The sequence below is a fragment of the Streptococcus oralis Uo5 genome (assembly GCF_000253155.1).
GTDB classification, from domain to species: Bacteria; Bacillota; Bacilli; order Lactobacillales; family Streptococcaceae; genus Streptococcus; species Streptococcus oralis_L.
The window spans coordinates 298,111-321,509 of record NC_015291.1 but is presented as its reverse complement, the minus strand read 5'-3'; the positions used below and the strand labels follow the sequence as shown (position 1 = coordinate 321,509).

Annotated in this window: 16 protein-coding genes and 2 pseudogenes; 2 read left to right on the top strand and 16 right to left on the bottom strand. The window is 38.2% G+C overall.

The features are described from left to right. Positions 1-27: 27 nt before the first annotated feature. The 5 genes and pseudogenes from SOR_RS10440 to SOR_RS09895 all read right to left on the bottom strand — a co-directional run. Positions 28-333, bottom strand: a complete 306-nt coding sequence (locus SOR_RS10440) for a TipC family immunity protein (RefSeq protein WP_013670164.1) — start codon at positions 331-333, stop codon at positions 28-30. A 4-nt stretch (positions 334-337) separates the two neighbouring features. Then, positions 338-947, bottom strand: a pseudogene (locus tag SOR_RS01640) (TipC family immunity protein). Positions 948-959: 12 nt separating this feature from the next. Further along, on the bottom strand, positions 960-2,615 hold the full coding sequence (locus tag SOR_RS01635; RefSeq protein ID WP_000510501.1) for a T7SS effector LXG polymorphic toxin: 1,656 nt from the start codon (positions 2,613-2,615) through the stop codon (positions 960-962). Next, positions 2,605-2,964 (bottom strand): DUF3958 family protein, encoded by a 360-nt coding sequence (locus SOR_RS01630; RefSeq protein ID WP_000039826.1) that lies wholly within the window; start codon positions 2,962-2,964, stop codon positions 2,605-2,607. Before SOR_RS01630 ends, SOR_RS01635 begins: the two co-directional genes overlap by 11 nt. Continuing rightward, a pseudogene (locus SOR_RS09895) lies at positions 2,961-3,227 on the bottom strand (TIGR04197 family type VII secretion effector); the annotation flags it as partial. The gene SOR_RS01630 and the pseudogene SOR_RS09895, both read right to left, overlap by 4 nt. 213 nt (positions 3,228-3,440) lie before the next feature. Between SOR_RS09895 and SOR_RS01625 the strand changes: the two are divergent. After that, positions 3,441-3,917, top strand: coding sequence for a glutathione peroxidase (locus SOR_RS01625; RefSeq protein WP_000205054.1), 477 nt, complete (start codon positions 3,441-3,443; stop codon positions 3,915-3,917). A 333-nt stretch (positions 3,918-4,250) separates the two neighbouring features. Beyond that, positions 4,251-10,445 carry an alpha-L-fucosidase gene (locus tag SOR_RS01620; RefSeq protein WP_001083127.1) on the top strand — a complete coding sequence of 2,065 codons (6,195 nt, stop codon included), beginning with the start codon at positions 4,251-4,253 and terminating at the stop codon, positions 10,443-10,445. Between the two features lie 358 nt (positions 10,446-10,803). Here SOR_RS01620 and SOR_RS01615 read toward each other — a convergent pair whose 3' ends face one another. The 11 genes from SOR_RS01615 to SOR_RS01565 all read right to left on the bottom strand — a co-directional run bounded on the left by SOR_RS01615 (position 10,804) and on the right by SOR_RS01565 (position 23,362). Beyond that, positions 10,804-11,097, bottom strand: a complete 294-nt coding sequence (locus SOR_RS01615) for a DUF5960 family protein (protein ID WP_000196988.1) — start codon at positions 11,095-11,097, stop codon at positions 10,804-10,806. Then, positions 11,090-11,452 carry a hypothetical protein gene (locus tag SOR_RS01610; protein WP_000567206.1) on the bottom strand — a complete coding sequence of 121 codons (363 nt, stop codon included), beginning with the start codon at positions 11,450-11,452 and terminating at the stop codon, positions 11,090-11,092. The genes SOR_RS01615 and SOR_RS01610 overlap by 8 nt, the downstream gene beginning before the upstream one ends. Beyond that, on the bottom strand, positions 11,449-12,864 hold the full coding sequence (locus SOR_RS01605) for a Y-family DNA polymerase (protein WP_000540279.1): 1,416 nt from the start codon (positions 12,862-12,864) through the stop codon (positions 11,449-11,451). The genes SOR_RS01610 and SOR_RS01605 overlap by 4 nt, the downstream gene beginning before the upstream one ends. 3 nt (positions 12,865-12,867) lie before the next feature. Continuing rightward, positions 12,868-13,554, bottom strand: a complete 687-nt coding sequence (locus SOR_RS01600; RefSeq protein WP_000284669.1) for a LexA family transcriptional regulator — start codon at positions 13,552-13,554, stop codon at positions 12,868-12,870. 399 nt (positions 13,555-13,953) lie between these two features. Next, positions 13,954-16,596 (bottom strand): AAA family ATPase, encoded by a 2,643-nt coding sequence (locus tag SOR_RS01595; RefSeq protein WP_000701590.1) that lies wholly within the window; start codon positions 16,594-16,596, stop codon positions 13,954-13,956. Continuing rightward, positions 16,593-17,288: an ABC-three component system middle component 1 gene (locus SOR_RS01590; RefSeq protein ID WP_000789564.1), complete on the bottom strand. Its 696-nt coding sequence runs from the start codon at positions 17,286-17,288 to the stop codon at positions 16,593-16,595. The genes SOR_RS01595 and SOR_RS01590 overlap by 4 nt, the downstream gene beginning before the upstream one ends. 1 nt (position 17,289) lies before the next feature. Beyond that, a complete protein-coding gene (locus tag SOR_RS01585; protein WP_000168642.1) occupies positions 17,290-18,672 on the bottom strand; it encodes a hypothetical protein in 1,383 nt (460 codons plus the stop codon). 682 nt (positions 18,673-19,354) lie between these two features. After that, positions 19,355-19,867 (bottom strand): GNAT family N-acetyltransferase, encoded by a 513-nt coding sequence (locus tag SOR_RS01580; protein ID WP_000624240.1) that lies wholly within the window; start codon positions 19,865-19,867, stop codon positions 19,355-19,357. A 135-nt stretch (positions 19,868-20,002) separates the two neighbouring features. Then, a complete protein-coding gene (locus SOR_RS01575) occupies positions 20,003-20,968 on the bottom strand; it encodes a hypothetical protein (RefSeq protein WP_000243685.1) in 966 nt (321 codons plus the stop codon). Positions 20,969-21,207: 239 nt separating this feature from the next. Next, positions 21,208-22,026 carry a hypothetical protein gene (locus SOR_RS01570; RefSeq protein WP_000359970.1) on the bottom strand — a complete coding sequence of 273 codons (819 nt, stop codon included), beginning with the start codon at positions 22,024-22,026 and terminating at the stop codon, positions 21,208-21,210. A 13-nt stretch (positions 22,027-22,039) separates the two neighbouring features. Next, positions 22,040-23,362: a hypothetical protein gene (locus SOR_RS01565; RefSeq protein ID WP_000763234.1), complete on the bottom strand. Its 1,323-nt coding sequence runs from the start codon at positions 23,360-23,362 to the stop codon at positions 22,040-22,042. Positions 23,363-23,399 lie beyond the last annotated feature (37 nt).

Genomic DNA, 23,399 nt, shown 5'->3' with positions numbered 1-23,399 from the left:
AGTTAGCATATCTTTCAAACCAAATATTTACCCTTTACTACTACCATCAAAATTAAACCGTAGTTCTAAATTCTTTACATCGCTTCCAAGAGAAGAATCATCGTATGTTATTATTGATTCATACTTATCCGTTTCATTCATATTCGAATCATAAAGCTTTCGATTTTTTACTGTCACATTTTTTAAGTCTTTGAAGTTATAATGGCCCAAATAATTTTTTGCTGTTTCTTGGTAAATCTCATCAAAAATGTTTTTAGGTTGACGTACAAAAAAGTAAAAACAGGATGATATGATTATCACGAATAGTGCTACTAGGCCTAGGATTTTCTTCATGTTATCACCAATTCTCCCACTGAGTCTCTACTTTCACCTCGCCATAGTTGCTTGGCGAGTACTTACTGTCATAAATCGAACACCAGTCTTTTAAGACTTTTTGATTGACGATTTCGTCGTAGTCTTTGTCTAAATCTTCTTTGGAAATATTATTTTTTCTTAAATATTCTCTTACTTTTTCTTCATCATCAATAAATTGACCTGGCTTCCTTGGCTCTTCAAAAATCGCAAGCTCCTTTTGAAGTACCTTCTTTTGCATATTATAGTGTGCCGAATACCATAGGGTAATATCTGAATTAATCCTTTTTTCAAAACGTATCGTCATCCCTTTAATACCTTCTCCAAAATTAAAGCTAATACTTATGTCTTTATAACCTTTAGGATGAGTTTGATACTTCCCTGAAGGGGTGTATGCAAAATATTCTCCATCATTAGGCCAACCTGAACTAATTTCAAAGCCTTCTATGTTTCTTAAAATATTATTTGTTCGATAAGTCTTCTCCGTTTCTTGGTAAATCTCATCAAAAATGTTTTTAGGTTGACGCACAAAAAAAGTAAAAACAGGATGATATGATAATCACGAATAAGGCTACTAAACCGAGTGTTTTCTTCATTAACTTTTCCTCCTAGTCTGCCACAGCCTCTAAACGATTTAAAAATGTGGATACTTCTGGGTATTTTTCCTCAATATACTCTTTAATAGATGCCTCACCCTTTTTCAGTATATACGCAGGTACTATGCTATAATAGATCGTCCTTCTGACCTCTTTCCAATCCTTATTTTTCAAAAATTCTCTTTCTCTAAGAGTCGAATCCTTTTGAAGGTCAGCATAGTAAGAAGATATGGCTTGGTCATAGGATTGTCCCTTCTGCATACGGCCGATAAGATTGACCGAGTCCAAATCTGCCTTGTAATCATCCTCGCCAATGCTTGGCTTCATATCGTTCGCATTAAAGGTTGTGTCTCCCTCCCAGCCAGAAAGATCTTTGACATTCTCTCTACCGCCATAGACATCGGCTAACTGAACTTGATTAGGATTAAGATGAGTCGCCATAGTGATAGACTGGTGGGTAAAGTCTGCATGACCTGCCCCATTGTTAGAATAGGCCTTCAGTTTGCTATCCCAAAATTGGTCAAAGTTACCCTTATCACCATAAATCCCTTCATAAGTACTTTTATAGGAATCATAATGGTTAGTTCCATTTTTTTGATCATCATCCTTAATTTTTTCTATGTTATCAGATTTCCCACCTGCCATCTCATGTTGCAGTCTAAGATTATAAATCAATTTTTTTGCATCTGTTTCATCTTTGATTCCAAGTTCTTTAAAAATTTCAAGAAGCGGTTTTTCTACTGTTCTTGATTTTCCTGTAATCGAGCTGCCAACAGTCACATTATAAAAATAAGTTTTCAAATGACCCGCTGTTTCCTTCCACCTAAAGTCATTATAGTAGGCGGCACCGACGACTCGCAAAAAGATATAGTCACGGAACTCTTGACTTGAGGTTGGGAACTTCTTGTCTATCCCTTGCTTGATGGTCAAGAGCTGCTGGGCTGTCTCGGCATCAAAGCCGTATTCTGCCATCATGGTTTGGACAAAGGCTTTCTCTTGACGGCTGAGCTTCAGGTCCTTTGTATCAGCATAGGCAGTCAGGTAGTTGGCCCAAGTCAGGTCAGATGGAACTTTAAAGACCCCTTTCTTTGCATCCCAACTCGTTTCAATCTGAGCTAGTCCACGACTCAGTTGCACATCAATACTAGCTAGATCATCGAACAGGCCTCCTGAGTAGCTATCATAGGCGCGTAGGTCTTTCAAAATCGTTTCATAGACGCGTTTATTGGCATGATGTCCTCGCATGAGTTCCACATTGCTACGTCTCAATCTCCCTTTTTCTTCACTATCCATGGTCAAGGAAGAAAGGGATTGGTTGACTTCATCTAGATAGGCGATCATTTGCTCTTCCTTGCGGATCTTATCAAGTAGATCATCCTCACGCCAACTCTTGCTGTCGACCATCGTTTGGTAGTCTGCTGGTAGTTTCTTGATGGCTTGAGAGAAGGTTTCTGCATAGAGCTGTCCCCCTTTGCTCAAGGGTAGCAAGACACTTGCAAAAAAACTTCTAGCCGAATCATAAGCGTCACCCTTTAGGCTCTCCTTATCCTCTGAAAACTTTTGGATGGCTGATTGCAAGTCTTGATAAGCCTCCACCTGAGATTGGCACATGGTCGCTACACTCGAACTTTGTAGTTGTGATTGTTCCAAATACATATCAATGCCCATGTCGTTTCTCCTCCCCTCTTTCTAGTTCCTTGCGTCTTTCATAGTAAACCGCATCCAAGTCTCCCTCTAACCGGAATTTTTCTTTTTTCAAATCATCCATGTGATAGCTGAGGTCCTCAAAGATTTGGTTTTTAAGTTGGTTTCTTTGCAGGAGCGTTTCTTCCAACTGCCCTGCATATCGGCTCTGATAGGCCGCCTCCCACAAATCACTTTGATAACGGTGGCTAGCTCTATCATATCCTTCAAAGGTTTCTATCAGTGCTTTGGTGCGGTAGTTCTCTTTTCCATTGTCTTCTAGCTGGTACAAGAGGTCTCGCTCTCTTTTCTTCAACTCATCCAACTTACTCATGTATGACTCCCAAAACCATTGGCAGCAGCCTTATCTAGCGCTTCAAAATCGCTCGCTACAGAGTGAAGTCGTTCGGAAGTTAGGACGACAGCGGCTGTAATCTGACTAGCTAGATTTTGATCCTTTGTCAGACATTGATGAGCCTTGTTATTCCCTTGAAGGGTCGTTAAGCCGTCTTGACTAGCCGCAGCGATCGCTGTTAACGATTGACAAGCATTTTTAAGCTGAGTCGCATATGTTTGCGCAAGATTTAGATCGCTTTTTTACTGTTGACATGGCTGTTTTATCCTTTTTCTCATTCCCTTGTGATAAGTTTACTTCATTTAGCTATATAGGCCTATTATACCATGTTTCATAAAAGGAGCATCATTTTGTCCTGATTTATGTACAATTGTGTATTTTTCAACAACTTCTCTCATCCAACTCGACGAAAAAAAGAAAAACTGTTACAATGTAGAAAAAGAAAAGAGACCCTCATGACCAGTGTATATGATTTTTCAGTTTTAAACCAAAACAACCAAGCAATCCCCTTGGAGAGCTATCGTGGTAAAATTCTCTTGATTGTCAACACTGCTACAGGATGTGGTTTAACACCCCAGTACCAGGGGCTTCAAGAACTCTATGAACGCTATCAAGATCAGGGCTTTGAAATCCTAGATTTCCCTTGCAATCAGTTTATGGGACAAGCACCCGGAAGCGCAGAGGAAATCAATAGCTTCTGCAGCCTACACTATCAGACCACTTCCCCTCGCTTTGCCAAGATCAAGGTCAACGGCAAGGAGGCAAATCCTCTTTATGTTTGGCTAAAAGACCAGAAATCTGGCCCGCTAGGAAAACGAATCGAATGGAATTTTGCTAAGTTTCTCATTGGTCGAGATGGGCAAGTCCTTGAGCGCTTCTCTTCCAAAACAGACCCCCAAACCATCCAAGAGTCTCTTCAAAAAATACTTTAATTTCTTTTTAAAACGTATCCTTTCATTTAGTTTGAGCCCTGAAAGGATGCGTTTTTTCTTTAAAAAGTAACTGATTTTCTTTAATTTATATTTCTTTTTGCTATTGCAATTCTTTCATTAATTTAGTATATTTGTTATATTAAAAGTTTTCAGTCATTTTAAGGGAGAAATGACCTTTTAAATTTTTTTATCTTAAAATGAAAGCGCTTTATAAACAGGAGGTAAGGTGGCTTACAAATTATCAGAGAGTTTTTTCATTAAATCAAGTTGTAACCAAGTCAGACTTGGGCTTGGGCAGTAGCTGACTGCCTTTCTAAAAACTAGGAGTATATTATGAATCGATACCTTTTTGAAAAAGGGCAAACATTTAGCATTCGGAAGTTGACTGTAGGTGTGGCCTCTGTTATCGTCGGACTGGCATTTTTTGCTTCTGGAACCGTGCGTGCGGACGAAACGTCTCCTACCACGACATCTAATTTTGACAAACAGATTGAACAAGTCGCAGACATAGAGGAGGCCAAGGCTGAACCAGTCAAAGAAGAAGGCCGTGTAGAAGCTGAAAAGCAAGAAACGCCTGCTGCCGATACCAGCAGTGCTGACTTGCTCCCTGAAGAAATTCAGGATCGTGCTTATCCAGACACACCTGTCAAAGAACTCGACACGACTACTATCGTTGACCAGAAAGCTAGTCCAAAAGTAGAAACTAAGAGCATTCTAAAGGATAAGGAAGAAGCTCCAAAAGAAGCTGAGAATGGAAACCGTGCTATTATTAACGGAGGACAAGACCTCAAACACATCAACTACGAGGGGCAACCTGCTACTGCTGCCACTATGGTTTACAGCACTTACAATGCAGGAGAGCAACGCTACCTCGTTTCAGGATCTGGTATCTTTGTTGCACCTAATTTGATTCTTACCGTTGCTCATAACTTCCTAGAGGCCAATAAAGAAACTGGCGAAGGTCACATTCGTGGTGGAAAATCTGCCCAGTTCTACTATAACGTTGGTTCAAACAGCGAAAAGAAAAACTCACTGCCATCTTCTGGAACTACGGTTTTATTCAGAGAAAAAGACATCCATTTCTGGAACAAGAAGGAGTTTGGAAAAGGCTATAAGAATGACCTTGCTCTTGTAGAAGCTCCTATTCCTCTTCCGATTGCTAGTCCAAACAAAGCAGCAACCTTTGCGCCTTTAGCGGAGCACAAGACGCATCAGCCTGGAGAAGCCATCAGTACGATTGGCTACCCAACTGACTCGAGCTCAAAGGAACTGAAACAACCTATCCTAGCTGGTCAGCTTTACAAGGCAGATGGGACCATCCGATCTGTTGAGTCCTACGATGATAAGGGTACAACTGGTATCACCTACAAAACCACTTCTGTATCTGGTTTGTCTGGTGGCGGGATTGTCGATAGCCAAGGAAAAGTTCTGGGGGTTCACCAACACGGAACCGTTGACAATGGTGTGGCTGAAAAGGATCGCTTTGGTGGCGGACTCGTCCTTTCACCTGAACAACTGAAATGGGTTAGGGACATGATTGCCAAGTATGGTGTGAAAGGCTGGTACCAAGGTGATAACGGAAATCGTTACTACTTTACCGATGAAGGACGTATGCTTCGGAATGAGAAAGCTGTTATCGGAAGCAACGAATATTCCTTCAACCAAGATGGGATTGCTACCTTGACCAAGGGAGTTGAATACGGTCGCGTTGTTATCCAACACGAAGACGAAGAAGGAAATCCTGTCAAAGATAATGATACCTTTATCGAACAGACAGCTGTTGATTCTCCATTTGACTACAATTTCAAAAAAGAAATCGAGCAGACGGACTTCTATCAGAAGAATAAAGATAAATACGAAATTGTATCCATTGATGGCGTAGCAGTCAATAAACAGCTAAAAGATGCATGGACTGAAGAGCACAATGTTGTCAGCAAAGCGCCTGCCGGTACCCGTATCATCAAGGTGGTCTATAAAGTCAACAAAGGCTCTTTCAAAGTTTACTACCGTCAAAAAGGAACCACTACTGAACTAGCGGAAGCGACAGTTGATAACAATGACGGTCAAGAGTATGAGGTTTCCTTTGTCAACACCTTCCATGCAAAAGACATTACTGGTTACCGTCCAGTCAAAACTAGCCTGGAAGCAAGGATCCAGCAAAAAGGTGTGAATGAGGTCGTCTTTGAATACGAGCCAATCGCTGACACATCCAATCCAACGACACCGACTCCTCCAGTCGCTCATCCAGAAGATAAAGAAACTGAGATTGGTAATCATGGACCTCTTCCAAGCAAGGCCCAACTTGATTACCACAAGGAAGAATTGGCGGCCTTCATCCACTACGGAATGAATACTTATACCAATTCTGAATGGGGAAATGGGAAAGAAGACCCTCGATACTTCAATCCAACCAACTTGGATACAGACCAATGGATTCGCACCCTGAAGGAAACGGGCTTCAAACGAACCATTATGGTTGTTAAACACCACGACGGTTTCGTTGCTTACCCTTCTAAGTATACGGATCATACCGTAGCTGCTAGCCCATGGAAAGATGGAAAGGGTGACCTTCTCGAAGAAGTTTCCAAGTCTGCTAGCAAGTACGACATGAATATGGGTGTTTACCTATCACCGTGGGATGCCAACCATCCAAAATACCATGTTGCAACCGAAAAGGAATACAACGAATACTATCTCAACCAACTGAAAGAAATCCTTGGAAATCCGAAATACGGAAATAAAGGAAAATTCATCGAGGTTTGGATGGACGGTGCGCGTGGTAGCGGTGCCCAAAAAGTAACCTATACCTTTGATGAATGGTTCAAATACATCAAAGAAGCTGAAGGAGATATCGCTATCTTCTCTGCTCAACCGACAAGCGTTCGCTGGATCGGAAATGAACGTGGTATAGCAGGCGACCCTGTATGGCATAAAGTCAAAAGGGCCAACATCACAGACGATGTTAAAAACGAATACCTCAACCATGGTGACCCAGATGGTGATATGTATTCTGTAGGGGAAGCTGACGTTTCGATCCGTTCGGGCTGGTTCTATCATGACAACCAACAGCCAAAATCACTCAAAGAATTGATGGATATCTACTTCAAGTCTGTTGGTCGTGGAACCCCACTCCTTCTCAACATTCCACCAAACAAAGAAGGAAAATTCGCAGATGCGGATGTGGCTCGCTTGAAGGAATTCAAGGCAACTCTAGACCAAATGTATGCGACTGACTTTGCCAAAGGTGCCACTGTAACAGCAAGTTCTACTCGTCAGAACCACCTCTACAAGGAAAGTCACCTGACAGACGGTAAAGATGATACTAGCTGGGCGCTCTCAAATGATGCCACAACCGGTAGCTTTACAGTCGATTTAGGACAAAAGAGACGCTTTGACGTTGTCGAACTCAAAGAAGACATCGCCAAAGGTCAACGGATCTCTGGTTTCAAGATTGAAGTCGAAATCAACGGACGCTGGGTTCCATATGGGGAAGGTTCAACAGTAGGCTACCGTCGTTTGATTCAAGGACAACCTGTAGAAGCACAAAAAATCCGTGTGACCATCACAGGAGCACAAGCAACTCCAATCTTGAACAACTTCTCAGTCTACAAGACACCAAGCAGTATTGAAAAAACAGACGGCTACCCTCTTGGACTTGAATACCACTCAAATACAACCGCTGACAAGGCTGGTACAACTTGGTACAATGAATCTGAAGGTGTTCGTGGCACTTCTATGTGGACCAATCAAAAAGATGCCAAAGTAAGCTATACCTTCACAGGAACCAAAGCCTATGTTGTCTCTACAGTCGACCCAGGTCATGGAGAAATGTCCGTCTACGTTGATGGCCAAAAGGTTGCGGATGTGCAAACTAAGAACACTAGCCGTAAACGTAGCCAAAAAGTCTTTGAGACAGGTGATTTAGCACCTGGCCAACATACCATTACCCTTGTTAATAAAACAGGTGAACCAATTGCTACAGAAGGGATCTACACCCTAAACAATGATAGTAAAGGGATGTTTGAACTTGAGTCTACCAACTACGAAGTCGAAAAAGGAAAACCAGTCACTGTTAAGATTAAACGTGTTGGTGGAAGCAAGGGGGCTGCTACTGTTCGCTTCATCACAGAACCTGGAACTGGGGTTCACGGTAAAGTTTACCAAGATACAACTCAAGATGTGACCTTTAAAGATGGAGAAACAGAAAAGACTGTGACCATCCCAACGATTGACTTTACAGAACAAGCCGACTCTATCTTTGACTTCAAAGCCAAGCTCACTTCTGTTTCTGATGGTGCCTTGCTCGGTTTTGCTACCGATGCAACCATCCAAGTGATGAAAGCTGAATTGCTGATCAAGGATCAAACAAGTTATGATGACCAAGCTAGTCAGTTGGATTACAGTCCTGGCTGGCACCATGAAACCAATTCGGCAGACAAGTACCAAAAGACTGAGTCTTGGGCTTCCTTTGGTCGCTTAACTGATGAGCAAAAGAAAAAGACAACTGTCACAGCCTACTTCTACGGTACTGGACTTGATATCAAGGGCTATGTCGATCCAAATCATGGTATCTACAAAGTCTTCCTAGATGGCAAAGAAGTTCCTTACCAAGAGGGCATGGGAAATGCGTCAACTATTGAGGGCAAGAAATACTTTAGCGGTCATTCAGCCCAACGTCAAGGCAATCAAACTCTGGTTAGCTTAAAAGGTCTGGACGAAAACTTGCACGCAGTCACCCTTCAACTAGATCCTGATCGAAACGATTTGTCTCGAAATATCGGTATTCAGGTAGACCAATTTATCACTCGTGGCGAAGGCAGTGAACTCTACAGCAAAGCAGATATCATCCAGTCTATCTCTAAATGGAAAGATGATCTGTCCAACTTTGATCCAGCAGGCTTGAAAAATACGGCTACTGCACGCCAAGCTTTCCAAGCAAATCTAGAAAAATTGAGAAACCAACTCAGTGCTGATGCAGTGGATGTTCAGGATGTCATGTTGACAGTCAGTGCCCTACAAGATATCCTATCCAAGGATGAGAACTATCAAAGAGGCCAAGAGGAGCCTAGTCCAGAGCAACCGGAACAGCCAGAAGAACCTGAGAAACCTGAAAAACCGGCTCAGCCTGAAAAGCCAGCTGAGCCAAAACAACCGGAAATTGAGTACGATAAGGCTATGGACAGCTTGACGAAAGCTATCGAGAAAAAAGTCGCTGAACTTGGATCCAACAAGGAAGCTAAGAAGAAATTATTAGAAATTGCTGACCAAGCCATTGCTGCAATCCAAGAAGCTAAAACTCAGGAAGCAGTCAATAAAGCGCTAGAAACTGCTCTCGAACAAATCAACAAGCTCGAAGCAGCTCAGCCTGAGAAACCTGCTGAACCTGAAAAACCAGTTCAGCCTGAAAATCCGACTCAACCTGAGAATCCAGTTCAACCTGAGAAACCTGGCCAGCCTGAAAAACCAGCTCAGCCTGAAAAACCAACTCAACCGGAAACTCCGGCTCAGCCTGAGAAACCGGCTCAACCTGAGAAACCTGCTCAGCCTGAAAAGCCAGCGCAACCGGAAAAACCAACTCAACCTGAGAATCCAGTTCAACCTGAAAAACCGGCTCAACCGGAAACTCCAACTCAACCGGAAACTCCGGCTCAGCCTGAAAAACCAACTCAACCGGAAACTCCGGCTCAGCCTGAAAAACCAACTCAACCGGAAAAACCTGCTGAGCCTGAGAAACCGGCGCAACCTGAGAAACCAGTTCAGCCTGAAAATCCGACTCAACCTGAACAACCGGCGCAACCGGAAACTCCAGCGCAACCTGATAATCCAGTTCAACCGGAAAAACCTGCTGAGCCTGAGAAACCGGCGCAACCTGAAAAACCAGTTCAACCGGAAACTCCAGCGCAACCGGAAAAACCAGTTCAACCGGAAACTCCAGCGCAACCTGAGAAACCTGCTCAACCGGAAACTCCAGCGCAACCGGAAAAACCGGCTCAGCCTGAGAAACCAATTACTTCTTCAAGTCCTGAGGAAGGGGTTAAAGACCTTGTCTTTACACTTCCAAGCTTAGAAATCGTCAATAAGGTCGTACCGTTCAAGACGATTCGTCGCGAAAACCCACAATTAGACAAAGGAAAAGAGCAAGTTCTATCAGAAGGGAAAGACGGTCTCTTAGTCGAGTATGTTGAAGTGGACGGTGACAATCGCAAGATTCTCCAAACAGAAGCAACTCCAGCTCAAGATCGAGTGATTGAGGTAGGTAGCAAACAAAGCTCAGTTGGAACAGAAGCGCCACCAGTTGTGACTCTTCCTGAGTATGTTCTACCAAGAGAGACTGAAAAACCTGCTCCAGTCGTAACAAATAATTCATCATCAAAAGATGAAAAAGCTCCTGTTACAGCTACAATCAAAGAAGACAAGGAAAGACGACTCCCTGCAACTGGGGAACAAGAAGCAAGTGCCTTCCTCTTCTTGGCAGCCATTACTTCTATCTTGTCTCTCCTCATCTTCCAAAAGAATTTCAAAGACTAATAACCCTCTTTGATTGATTCTTTCTAATGATTCAGTTCCCCCGTTGAGAAGACCATTTGGTCTTCTCTTTTTCTATCTGTAAAATTAAAAAACATCCACAAATATACATGGATGTTTTGGTATGACTCTATAAAGTAAGATGATCATTGAAGATAGCTGTTCTCAAATCCAACCACGTTTTCAAATAAACGCTCATCTAAAAAGAGAGTGCCCCTTGTCTTATCTCATCCGAACTACCATCATAAGTTCTGCAAGAACTCCACAGATAAAAGATGGTGTTTCGAATTCCAATACCATGAGATCTTCTGACGTTCACAAGCCATCTTTCCTAAATCAAACTTCCCTCTTCTACACCTAGTCACTGACTACTATTTTTGAGTCCAGCGTATGCATAGGTTCGATTTCTGGGACACTCTTTTTCCGTCACCACCCTAAAATAAAAGCGATGCTCCCGCCCATCCTTGGCGTTTTCCTTGTTTAAGACAAAGTAGTTTTTCTGATTCATCGCCATGGTGCGTAGGATGTCATCGATCAAAAAAGTCAAAGGCACATTCATAGCAGAGTATTTTTGAAAATCCTCTTCAAAACGAATATAGGCTTCTGAAAAATAATCCATCTGCAGTTTGTTTTCATACAAGTCTTTTCTAGTCATACACTCCCTCCTCCCACAGTCGAATTTCGAGAACATCTGCTACCTCTATCAGCCTGTAGCCCTCACTTGTCCTAATAGATAGAGTTTGAGGTGATAATTCGCTTACCTCTCCGATGATCGTGGTTTTCTGCTTCTTTTCCTTGACTACAAAGTATCCCTTTAGTTGTCCGACATAAAGCTGTGAAAGCAAGAGCGACTTCTCAACGAAATTCAAATTCGTCGAGAAAGCAACCCGATTTTTTTCTTCACCAAGTGAACTAGTATGCTCTGAGAGGAAAAAGCCCATCCACTTCTGCATCCCTGGATCTTGATAGTCACGCGCAGATTGAAAAGGTAAATAAGAACGATCAATCATTTTAGTCCATCTAATCCTCCAGCAGAATGCCCCCCAATCAGCTTGCTTCTGGCAAGACTCCTAGAGGCTTCTTCCAGTGCATTGGCCTTTAAGAGGGAGGTAAAACCAAATTGTTCCCGAATGGAGTCAATGGCCGTCTGGAGCCTTTCTTCTTTTTCTAACTTGTCAACATCATCAAAGAGGGAGATTAAGCCAAAGGACTCGTCCACAAATCCTGAATAGTTGACTCCGACACTTCTGACCGCTCCAGAAGTGTATTTATTATGAAATAGCTTCAAAACGTGGTCTGTTAAAACAGCAGTATTATTAGTCGGTTCGACCTTCATTTGTGTGTGAATAGACGACCTGACCTCCTGTTTAGAGAAACCAACATAGATAGAGACAAGGGTTGTTTTCTTGCCAGCCCTTCTCAGTCTAATAGCCACCTGCTCCGCCATTTCTCGGAGAATAATTTCAATATCCCGTAGCTTTACGTAGTCTCTCGGCAAGATTTGAGAATTTCCTAACCCTTGAGACTTGGCTTTATAGGGCTTATGAACATTGCTCTCATCAATCCCGTTAGCATGAAACCACAAACGCAGGCCAGCCTGACCAAGTGTTTTCTGTAGCTGGTCTGGATTACTGGTGGCCAATTCTCTGATGGAAAAAATCCCCAGAGCATGCAAGCGTTTCTCCATCCGCCTGCCAATCCCCCAAAAGTCCGTCATCTTGGGAATGGCCCAAACCTTCTCTTCCACATCCTGGTAAGACCAGTTGGCCCTCATGGTCGGAGTGTGCTTGGCCTCATTATCCAGAGCCAACTTGGCCAGTAAGGGATTGGCATTGGACATACCCACTGTAGAGTAGATCCCTGTCTGCCTCCAAATATCCCTCTGTATGCGGGCAGAAAGCAGATCCAGCTTGTCTTTGCGAGAGAGACTCTTGTTTGGGATAAAATAGTTGAGCGAACTAGTCAAATCAATAAAACCTTCATCAATAGAGTAGGGATAAATATCATCTGGGCTACCATAGTTTTGAAAGATTCGCTGGATTTCCATATTGACCGCTATGTACTCATCCATCCTAGGAGGGACAATCAAGGTGACTTGAGCCCAATCTTCGATGTAGCGAACATAGTCTGAGTCAGTAGGCAAGCCTTGCTTTCGAGCATTGTAATAAGAAAATTTGCGGGTCTTGATATCAAAGGGCAGATCATAGGCACGCCCCACATTTGACTTGCCAAAAATCTTCTTAAACATGGGAGAGGAGGCTAGGATAAGACCAGTTGAATTATCCGCGCGACTCATGACACAAAGCGAGGTCTTCAGCGGATGCAAGCCCCTTTTTACACACTCGACACTGGCATAGAAAGATTTCATATCGACAAAGGCAATATCACTTTTGGGCTCTCTGGAATAATCAAAGTAGCCCATAGGCTAACCCTCCATCGGCACAAAATTCCCAACGATAATCCCCACAATCCGAGGATCTTCCTCATAGGAGATGAAAATGTCCTTGTATTTAGGATTGATAGAAACCAGACGCAAACCATCTTCCTCCCGATAAACCCGTTTGATATAGGTCTGGTTGTTACAAACCACTGCATAAACCGCCCCGTCATAGTCAAATCCCGTCTCTCGAATCAGAGCCACCGAACCATTTTGATATTTAGGTTCCATAGAGTCCCCAGATACCCAAGATGCAAAATCATGGGCCAACTCCTCGTTAAAGTAGACCGTATCAAAATTCTGATCATCATAGACCGAAGCCCCTATCCCTGCTGACATACGTTCATAGACACGGTACTCGTAGAGGCGCTCTGGCATGGTCGTCACCTTCTGTGTTTGTTCTTCTTGAGCCAGGTTGCGAGCATAGAGCACAACCTTGTCCTTCCCTTGCTTGGAAAGGCTATTGTAGAGACGAACAATCTCGATCTGAGTGAAATATCCCTTTGCCACCTTTAAAATATTTTCTAGCTGGGCAACCTTCTCCTTGGATGGTTCCTTAATTCCACGTTCCCAAGCCGAGTAAGCCTGAAAACTAATCCCCAACCCCTCTGCAATTTCCTTCTGTGTCAATTTCAACTCTTTTCTCCGAGCCTTGAGTTTTTCTGGCTGATACATACTTCACCCCCTAGTGTGATACTTTATTGAGAATATCTCTCTTAGAAAGACAAATCGATGGTTGAGCTTACATCTCTAAAACTCAACCAATTCGGTTTAGTTTTATTATATAAAAAAAGTGGACGATTGTCCACTGGGAAAATCAAATTTTAACAGACATACCTGGAGATTCTGAACAAAAAAAGAACACCTCGAAAGGTGCTCTCTGTAAGTATAGTAATTCTCTCGAATTAACGTTTACTAAATTATGATGCTTTACGAGCTTTCTTAAGACCTTGTTGGAAACAATTCATTTAAAATAGTTTTATAATAACTTTATAGCATTATCCACTGTTTTTTTACTTTTTTTATCAAAGAATAGAATCAAACTATATCAATTCTTCTTACCACGTATTTTATTTATACTTCATAACCCTCCAATAATATGTTCTTTATATTTTTTAGCCCTACATTTGATATTTCAGAATCTGAAAATAGTTCAAATTTATATTTTATAAACATAGCACTACCATCATTATGTGTGGACATAATAATTTGATAGTCTGATAATGAATGTCTTATTAAATCAATTAAAGCATATACATTCATAGAATCCATATCTTGAATCGGATCATCAATTGATAAAAATTTGAACTCTTTGGAAATCTTAAATGTAGTATTTAGTGCCAAAGTGAAAGCAAATGAAATAACAGCTATTTGTCCAGAACTCAATTGATACATCACATCCTGCTCACTATTGCTATTTGCTATAAACCTGATATTAGAATTATTTTGAGTAGTTAGTAGAACTCCCATTCCTTGTTGGTAATTTTGTAAAATTTTAGCAGTATACATATAGAAGGGAAGCTTCAACTTTCGAATCATCTGTTCTTGGTAAGATTTTATATTATCATTTAATTTCCTAACACGATCCTGAAGATAGGTAATCGTTTGTTCAATTATTTGAAGACGTTTCTCAATTTGGTTAGACATTGTTAAACTTTGTAATTCAAACTGGTTAATAATATACTCTCGTTTTTGATTGATACTTTCTATAGTACAGTTCTCAAAAGTTTTCTCATTAGATGCAAAGTACTTATCAAACATATTTTGTAAATCTAAACTTTTAGAATTATCAAATACTATTTGTGATCTAGCCTCCTCTAAGAATACTAATAACCCATCTTTGTTCTCTTCAAATTTATGCAAGGAAATGGGTAAGTGTCCAAAAGAAATTCCAAATTCCCTTATTGATTCTCTAGCTAGAATAGAATATTTTTCTAAAAGTTTTTCAAAATCTACTCTCTTATTTACAACTCTAAGGAAATTATCATAGACTTCATTTGGAATCAACAGTTTTTCTTGCAATGAACTTATTAACTCTTTTTTCAAAATCTCAAACTTTTGTAGCGAAGCATTCTTATCAACTAACATAGGCGTCATCTCTGAGTTCATTGCAACTAAGTTGCTAAAAGACTCAGGAAAATTATACTTACCTATAGAGCGTATCAGCGCCAAAAAATCTTCAGGAAGAACAAAGAGTTTCTCTTGCTCAATTTGAATCTGATTTTGCAACTCCATTTTTAATTGATTTAATTCTTCAACTAAATTTGAAACTTCCATTTCAAAATTAGTCAAATTTTTACGCAGTTGATTCGTTGTTTCTTCATAGGCTACCAGTAAATTCTCGCTTTCAATCCAATCATAACCACAAAACACACATTCTGATTTTTTTTCATCACTATGTTCTTTTAGACGGCTTCTTATCTCGAGTAACTTGTTAATCGAATTTGTACCATTATCCAGTTGCTCTTTTTTAATCTTGTAATTTGTTAACTTGGAATCAAACGTTTCAAGCCATACTTGACCAAATTCCCAATCTGGAAAATCATTTAAAGAATTCTTAATTGTCTCTATATTAAGTTTATCAATTTCGACATCAAGTAGATCCTCTAGAATTTTTCCACGTTTAAACATTCTACTGTCATTTTCCAATGACTCTAGTTGTCCGATATAATTTTTAAGTAAAAAATAGGAATAATTTTTATCATTTGAAATTATAGTATGGTTTTGTTCAATATACTCTATATTATTCTGATTTTTAAAAATTTCTCTAACTATTAAGTAGAAAATAAAGTCTTTATCATCCAGAATCTCTCGCTCAAACTGCTCACTTTGTTTTCTGAGGAAGTAATCCTTTGGAGAAAATGAATTTCGAAATTCTTGTAACTTATCAATTTCTGATAGATATATATTTAAACTTTCATTTGATAATTCGTCATCAAAAACAATCAATTTATTGTTAAAAGTAAAGTCAGTATCTGCTCTAAGGGGTAACTCATTATAAGCAACCTCACTTCCTATAGGAAGATTTTTTAACACGTTTTTTTTCTTTTCCAGCTCGGTTTTACTAGACAGTAACGTTTTTCTTAGTTCAGCTAATCGGTTTTTTCTATTAACATAGTTCCCAATATTTAATAGAAAATTCAGTTGTTCCTTTCTATCTTTCTCCTTTTGCTTCAAATAATAAGCAGTTTCATCCTGTTGAATGTAATGAAATAAATCAAAAGTATCACCTAAGCTGTAATTTTCTGATTCATATCCTAAAAACTGACTAATGACCTTTTGTATATCGTCCTCACTCAAACCATCAAAATCTTCAATAGGTTGAAATGAAATTCCTAGTCCAACTCGAACTGTTCTTTTAAATTTAAAAAATGAAAACTTTGGGACATTGCTTCCCTCAGTATTCAAACTACTCTTATAGAGACTAGATACTATCAGAGAACTACCTTCATCATTTATTAACATTAGCTCAATGAATGTATCTTCCTCAGGATTATTTTGAAAATAAGGAGTGCTAAAACTACTTCTACCATCGCTATAATCGGACTCTTCAATTCGACGGATTCTCCCAGTTAATGATAACTCAAGTGCATCAAAAATTGTAGTTTTTCCAAATCCATTTGGTCCAACAAACAAAGTTACATTCTCTTGAAAATCAATAATTCGAGTTCCCTTTATATTTTTAAAGTTCTTTATAAATTTTTTTTGTATTTTCATGGTAATAATTCTCCTATTTGTAGTAAATCAGAAATATTTTCATCATCGGTAGAAATATCTTTTAGTGATTCTAATAGAATCTCATCAGTGACCTTAGTATAAAAATCCAATAATCTATTATCTAATTCATCATTATCATCCTGATACTGATTTTCTATACTTTGATAAATATCATTTCTTTTAGGGAGTGTAAAAAATGGTAGTTTTACTCCAATTTCCATCGCCATAAAATACGACTCGCTAAAAAACATATCCTCTTCAAAAGCATCAATATTAGAATCTAAGTAAGTATAGAGCGTTTCATTAGTCTCTTTATCTCGTAAATCCGACAACCCATCTTGAGTATATAATAAAATGAACTTTCTAAAATAGTAATAGTCCTCTTCAATTAACAATATTGAGCGTTGGAATTTTTCATCTTCAAATGCTTCTTTTAAATTATCAACTTCTACTAAAATAAACAGAGAGGTATTTTTCTTAATATTCTCGTGTTCTGATTTCAAAGATAATCTTTCAAACTCTTTTATTACTTGTGAAGTCTTATCATCATCAAAAAAATTATGCAGCTCTTCTTGACTATATTGACTAACTATAAAATACTCAGATTTTAATTGATTAGTATATAAATTAAAATCTGTGTCTACACAATCAAAATGATTATGTTTTAACAAATTTACAATGATGTTTTTCATACTACTCCTCTGAAATTCTTAACTCTTTTTCAAGAGCTGTATCAATTTTAATAAACTCCATATTAACATTAAAAATACTATTTTTTATACCAGTATCCCATTCTTCTTTATATCGAATATTCTCAGGTACATCTGATAATTCATCAATCCTCGAATCAATAGAAATATCATTTATTGATCTATTAATCAAAAAATCATGATTGAAAGTTGCTTTTAAAAACTCTGAATTATCAATTATTTCTTGAATTTTTTTTTTTGCAATTATCCCAGGTCTATCCTGAATATCTATCAAAGAAACTCTGTAACTTTTATTATTACTATCTAAATAATTATAACCTTCAAATGAAAAATTTCTAGTTTTTTCTAGTAACAGATAAAATATATTTTCTAAAGAAGGAATAGGAAATAACTCCAGAATATTTTCGTCTGATGTTTTATCAGGTAAAATCATCTTTACAAACTTATAAAATTCATCTTTAGACATAGATAGTAATTTTTTTATTATCTTATCCATTTGAATGAAATCATCTTCACATATATCATCTGCATAACCTTGGTGATACTGCTCCCAGCTATAAATTAACTTATTTTTTAATTCAAATATTTTATCTTTAGGGAATGCATTTTTAATAATAGCAATTATCTCTCCAAAGGATATTTCTGGAAAACCAGATTCACTGTGTGCTTTTCCGATACTATGATCCAATAACGATCCAATATATCTATGATATACTTGTTCAAGATGAGAACTATTCTCTTCTAAAGGATTTTTTTCTATCTTTAAAATTTCTTTAATTTCAGCTTTACAATAATCTCTAATTGTATCATTTTTATCATCCTGAGAAAGTGGACAATAAAACAGTTTTTCAGATTGATTATACTCATAAAGTTTGACACAAGAATCATTATCTGTATATTTTGTTCGCCCAGAATATTTTTTTAAATAATCATCCTTTGATAGTCTAAAATCTGGCACGTCTACAATCACATGTAAAAACCTGGCGTCACAAGGAACCATCACTCGTACTGCATTTCCTTTACCATCAAATTCATGAATCTGAAATCCCTTTGTGTCTATTTTTTCTTTTTCATCTTCAAACTTCCTCTTTTGTATATTAAATAAATCTGAGTAATCTTCTCTTTCATTTCCATTAATATACGCTTTCACTTGATGCCTTGATATTACACTCCTCCCTTTATCAACAATATCAAAATCCTCAGCATTCTCATATCTTATAGCATAATCTTCAAAATTTTCTATTTCATTTTCAATGCACCATCGTAATTGTCTTAGCGCAACTAAAAAACCAACTTTCCCTTGATGGATATAACCGCTCCAACTAGATGTTGCATTCCTGTTCTGATCAACATTTGAACTTGCCATTTATCCTCCTTATATATACACATTTAAATAAAATTAATATGTGGGATCAAGTAGTTAACATCATTATATAATTTCCTAAATAACTCGTCAACTCTAGATCACACACCTTAACACTTACTAAGGAAGTAGTCCTCATTTTAAATTTTATTTTTTCTCTTTAATACATTCTTATTATACAATCTGTTCTAAAATTTTAATTTATGGCATATTTTTGATGCATAATACCTCTCAATATACTAATATTGATATTTTTTCTTGAACTATACTAGCTAGATTTGAGGAAGATTACAACTTAAAAAACACAAATAACTCCTAGACTCTTTAAATAGAACAATTTAATCTACTCCATTTTTAACTAGAGATAACCTTATTAATTGAAACCAACTCTCATCCCGATAATCAAGTCATTTTAGAACTATTAATCTCACATTATTTTAAGAATCACTTCAAAACAATTTGTTATCTTTACAAGTTAAAAAACTAAAATTAAACTTTATAAGAAATCTTTTGTAAAGAAGATTATAAAAATAGATACTTCTCCTCAACGTTTGTTCTATAATCAAATTTTTCAGATAAAATTTTTTAAAGTAGAATAAATCAAAAAACATCCAAGAAAATATTCTTGAATGTCTGGACAGATTATAACTCCATTAACCTTGTTAATAGACCGGAATTGATGATATTATGGTCTCCTTATCTCAAATACTGCTGTATGAACCCACTCATTATGAATTTGTAAGTCATTTTCTATCATTTTACTAAAGATAAAACCATTTTTTAAAAGCACTCTCTGAGAAGCTAGATTATCTCTTGCCGTTCCTGCAATGATTCTATTAAAACCATAAGTAGTAAAGGCTTTGTCTAAAACAAGTTTAACCGCTTCGCTGGCATAGCCTAAATTGCTAACATTTTCCCCAATTCTATACCCAAGTTCTGCTGTTTTCCGATCACCATCTAAGACACTTAAATTGATTCTTCCGACCATAACACCTTGCGAATCTCTAATAAGATGCATGTAGACAGCCCGATTGGTTTGTTCTGTTAACAATTCCCTCGTGATTTCTTTAAAACCTTCTAAATCAAAATAGTTAGCTGGTCTAGGAGGTAAATTCCGCTCAAAATACTCCCGATTTTCTTTTTCAAAAGAATAGACATCTAGACTATTTGCTTCAGACAGCAACTCTAAACTGATCATTTCAAATCCTCTCCCATCATTATCCACACTCAAATTTTCGCATATTGATACCAGCTAAAATCTTGGATAAGCTAACAAATCTCCCCTTCTCTTCTTAGTAAAAATATTGTTAGACTGACCTAGCCCTAGCGACTCCTACTCTAATTTTTGCAACAGCTTTACAACTTGACGATTTTCAATCCTCACATAGTATACACCACTATCATTGACAAGTTTATCCTCTTTATATTTAGCAATTTTGACAGCATAAAGACCTCGTGGTAGGGGTTGGTTGGCAAAAAATTCCTTCATGAGCGCTTCAAGCTCTTTTAGATAGTCATCATACAAGAGATCTCTTTTTTCTTTTGGAACGAAATACTGAAATTCAAATGTTGGTATAAAAATCTCTTTTTGGAAAAGATATTGAGCATCCATTGGATACATTCCTTGCAGAGCTTGGCCCTTGCTTTGATTTTCCTCTAATATTTCATTATAAAGATAGATATTATCAGATTGGTTATTAAATTCAAAATCAATACCTTGATACTTCAAATCAGGCAGTTTAGGATCTTTGATTGAACTGTCCAGTGTTTTTAAAAATTCACTGGTTCCTGGACTAACTTCAATCCCTAAATAGGCTAATTCTGGGAAAACATCATAAATTTTTTTACCATTTTTGTAATCGACCTCTGCATCTGTCTTTCCATATGTTTCACTTTTCGAAAAGCGAGTATAGTATTTAAATCGAGTTTTAACCTGATAGGTTTTTCCAGCTATATTTTCACTATAGGTACCATGGATTATAAATCCTCCCACACTTGTATAGTTTTTCTCGTATTTTTCTAACTCAAACTGTCCTGTAAGACCGTAATTTTGATAAGAACGATGCACAGCTTGCTCAATCTCAGTTCGACTTGCATGGGCAAATAGCCCCCACATATCCATTAGAGAAAAAATCGGACTGAACACTGTGAAGATTACCATTGGAATCGCTATGGATAAGCAACCTATTAATAGCCAATTTCTTTTCTTGGCGTTTCCTTCAGATTTTTTAGCAGTTTTCTGTTTCCTTTTAAAAATTAGAATGAGCAAAACCAAAATCCCTAATACTAATAAAACCAATCTACAATCTCCTTTTATCGTGGATAGCTGTTAACAGGTGTATAGGAGGCTGACAGAAATACTCTTCTCACCTGCTAACTTATCCTGAATTCCATAAACTCGTCTAAAACGAGGAACAATCCTTATCCCATTATACCACATGGGCAATGCCGTGAGAAGATGAGAAAAGCAAAAGAAAACCACCTGAATTTGTTTCAGGTGGTTAGTTTCAAGAGACTAGAAATAGTGTCTATAAATCTTTATCTCTTTTTAGACTTCTTGACATGTTCCTTGTAGATTTTTGACTTTTTCCCGTACCATTCTTCAATGGTATAGCCATATTCTTCACGGTATTTCTCTTGGTTTTTATTGACTGTATTCAAGTTCTCTAGCGTTACTACATTGGATTTAAAAAATGATACCAAAAATAGTCCTAGGAAAATAGGTGCAATAGGTAACAAAGCAAGCAAGAGATACGCTAGGAAATGATTGAGCCCGTTGATGAAGAGATTGATTCCATACATCAACAACCATAAGAACAAAATAACATTCAAAAATTTTTTATAATATTCTGAGGAGAAATAATCCTTTCTAGCGCGTTGCTTTGTAACAAGGATATAGATAAGGTAAATCAGTGATAAGACAAACCCAATCCAGTAAACGATACGAATTGCTACTAGAGGGATTAAATACAAGATGGCTACAAACCAACTATAATATGTAATTACGAGCAAAAACAATTGAAAAATCTGAGTCATTAAATAGGCTTTAATGCGATTTCTTTTAGAAATAATATAAAAACAAGTAAAATGACCGCAACAAAGAAAAAATAGAAAGCCAAAGAAACTATCTGGGGGAATGAGCCCTTTTTCCACTGATGTTAGCTGTGTAACCATTGAGGTCAGTGGAATAGCTGGGTCATACCCAGCTTCACTAGCCATTCGAAATACACTTATCGGTAAAGACGTCCCAATCATAACCATAAGAGAATATAGAGATAGTCCAAAAATCGCCTTTACTAAGTTTAATCTTCGTGCTGTTTCAAGTGCATCATTAATATCTTTTTGCATCTTATCCATCTATTTTCTCCTATTATCCAAACAAGGATGAGACCGTCTTCAGACCACCATTAAAGAAATCAGAAACATTCTTGCCCACACTTTTGACAGTCTCCAAGCCCTGGTGGATTCCATTTCCGATAGACTCCACCGTCGATTCTACCACGTCCACAGCACCATAAGCAAAATTTTTAACTCCGTCATAAACAGACTTTTTAAATTCCGGTGCGACTGCAGAAGTGATAAGATTAAACGTTCCTACACCAAGACCAATGAGAGCTCCTTCTACTGGATGTCCTCCTAGTGCTCCTGCCTTAGCTCCAAGCCACATACCATCTAAGGGGCCAACGTTAGATATGGTATCAATGGTCCCACCGATCACAGACTTCCCGACTTTTCCTACAGCCGTCTTCGAATCGGTCTTGGAATTGTTGTAGTTCTTATAGATATTGACTCCCTCTTCCACGGCCAATACACCCCAACCTACAATTTCTCCCCCGATTTTAAACTTGTCACTTTTTATAAAATCCTTTGCTATATTACCAATCCCTGTTGCATATTCTCCCATAAAAAACGAAGCCGCTGTTTTGATGTGTTTGAATCCCTTTGTAACAGGCCCCACAAGCTTACTTAACTTACTAACCCATTTAGTACTTTTTAGTGCATCGGGCAGGTCCATCATAAAGGTTAATACTTTTTCTACCAACGGGGAGCTTTGAAGAGCTTGACCTATTTCTTTACTATATAAGAGTGTTTGAAATGATATTCCCTTACCACTTCCTGTATATAAAGTGTCTAGTAATTTCGAAAAATCATCAGCACCCTTGATTCTATCTGCCGCAGCTTTCGCCCACTTACCAAGATCTTTGACATCTATCCCAAGGATTTTAGCGATTGCTTCTTTTTCACCTATTCCTGTCAAACTGGATATAAAAGCAAGAAAACTCTCTCTAGCTTTTATCACCTCTGCTTGTGAACTAATATTTCGATCAATTGCAGAAATAGCTGATGCAACCGTTTGAGAGTCTGCTCCTTTTGAAACATCCAAAAACTTGGCGCTATACTGTTTATCTAGACTCACCACTCCATTTAGAGGATTGCTATCTCCTTCCGAGGACATCTTCGTTAGTTGTGTCTCATATTCTTTCAGAGTTTCTAATTTGCTCTTAGCGTTCGTATAAGAGGCAAAGCCTTCTACAACACTGATATCTTGTTCATCCAGTGTATCAATATTCGCACTAACCTTACTTAAAAAATTATTTTCAACATCAGTAATCAAATCTGAAACTTTCCCCTTAAGCTCACTTGATTTACTGTAATACTCACTCATTGGAATTGTAAATACTCCATCAGCCATGCAAATCCTCCTTATTTCTGCTCATCCACTATCTTCT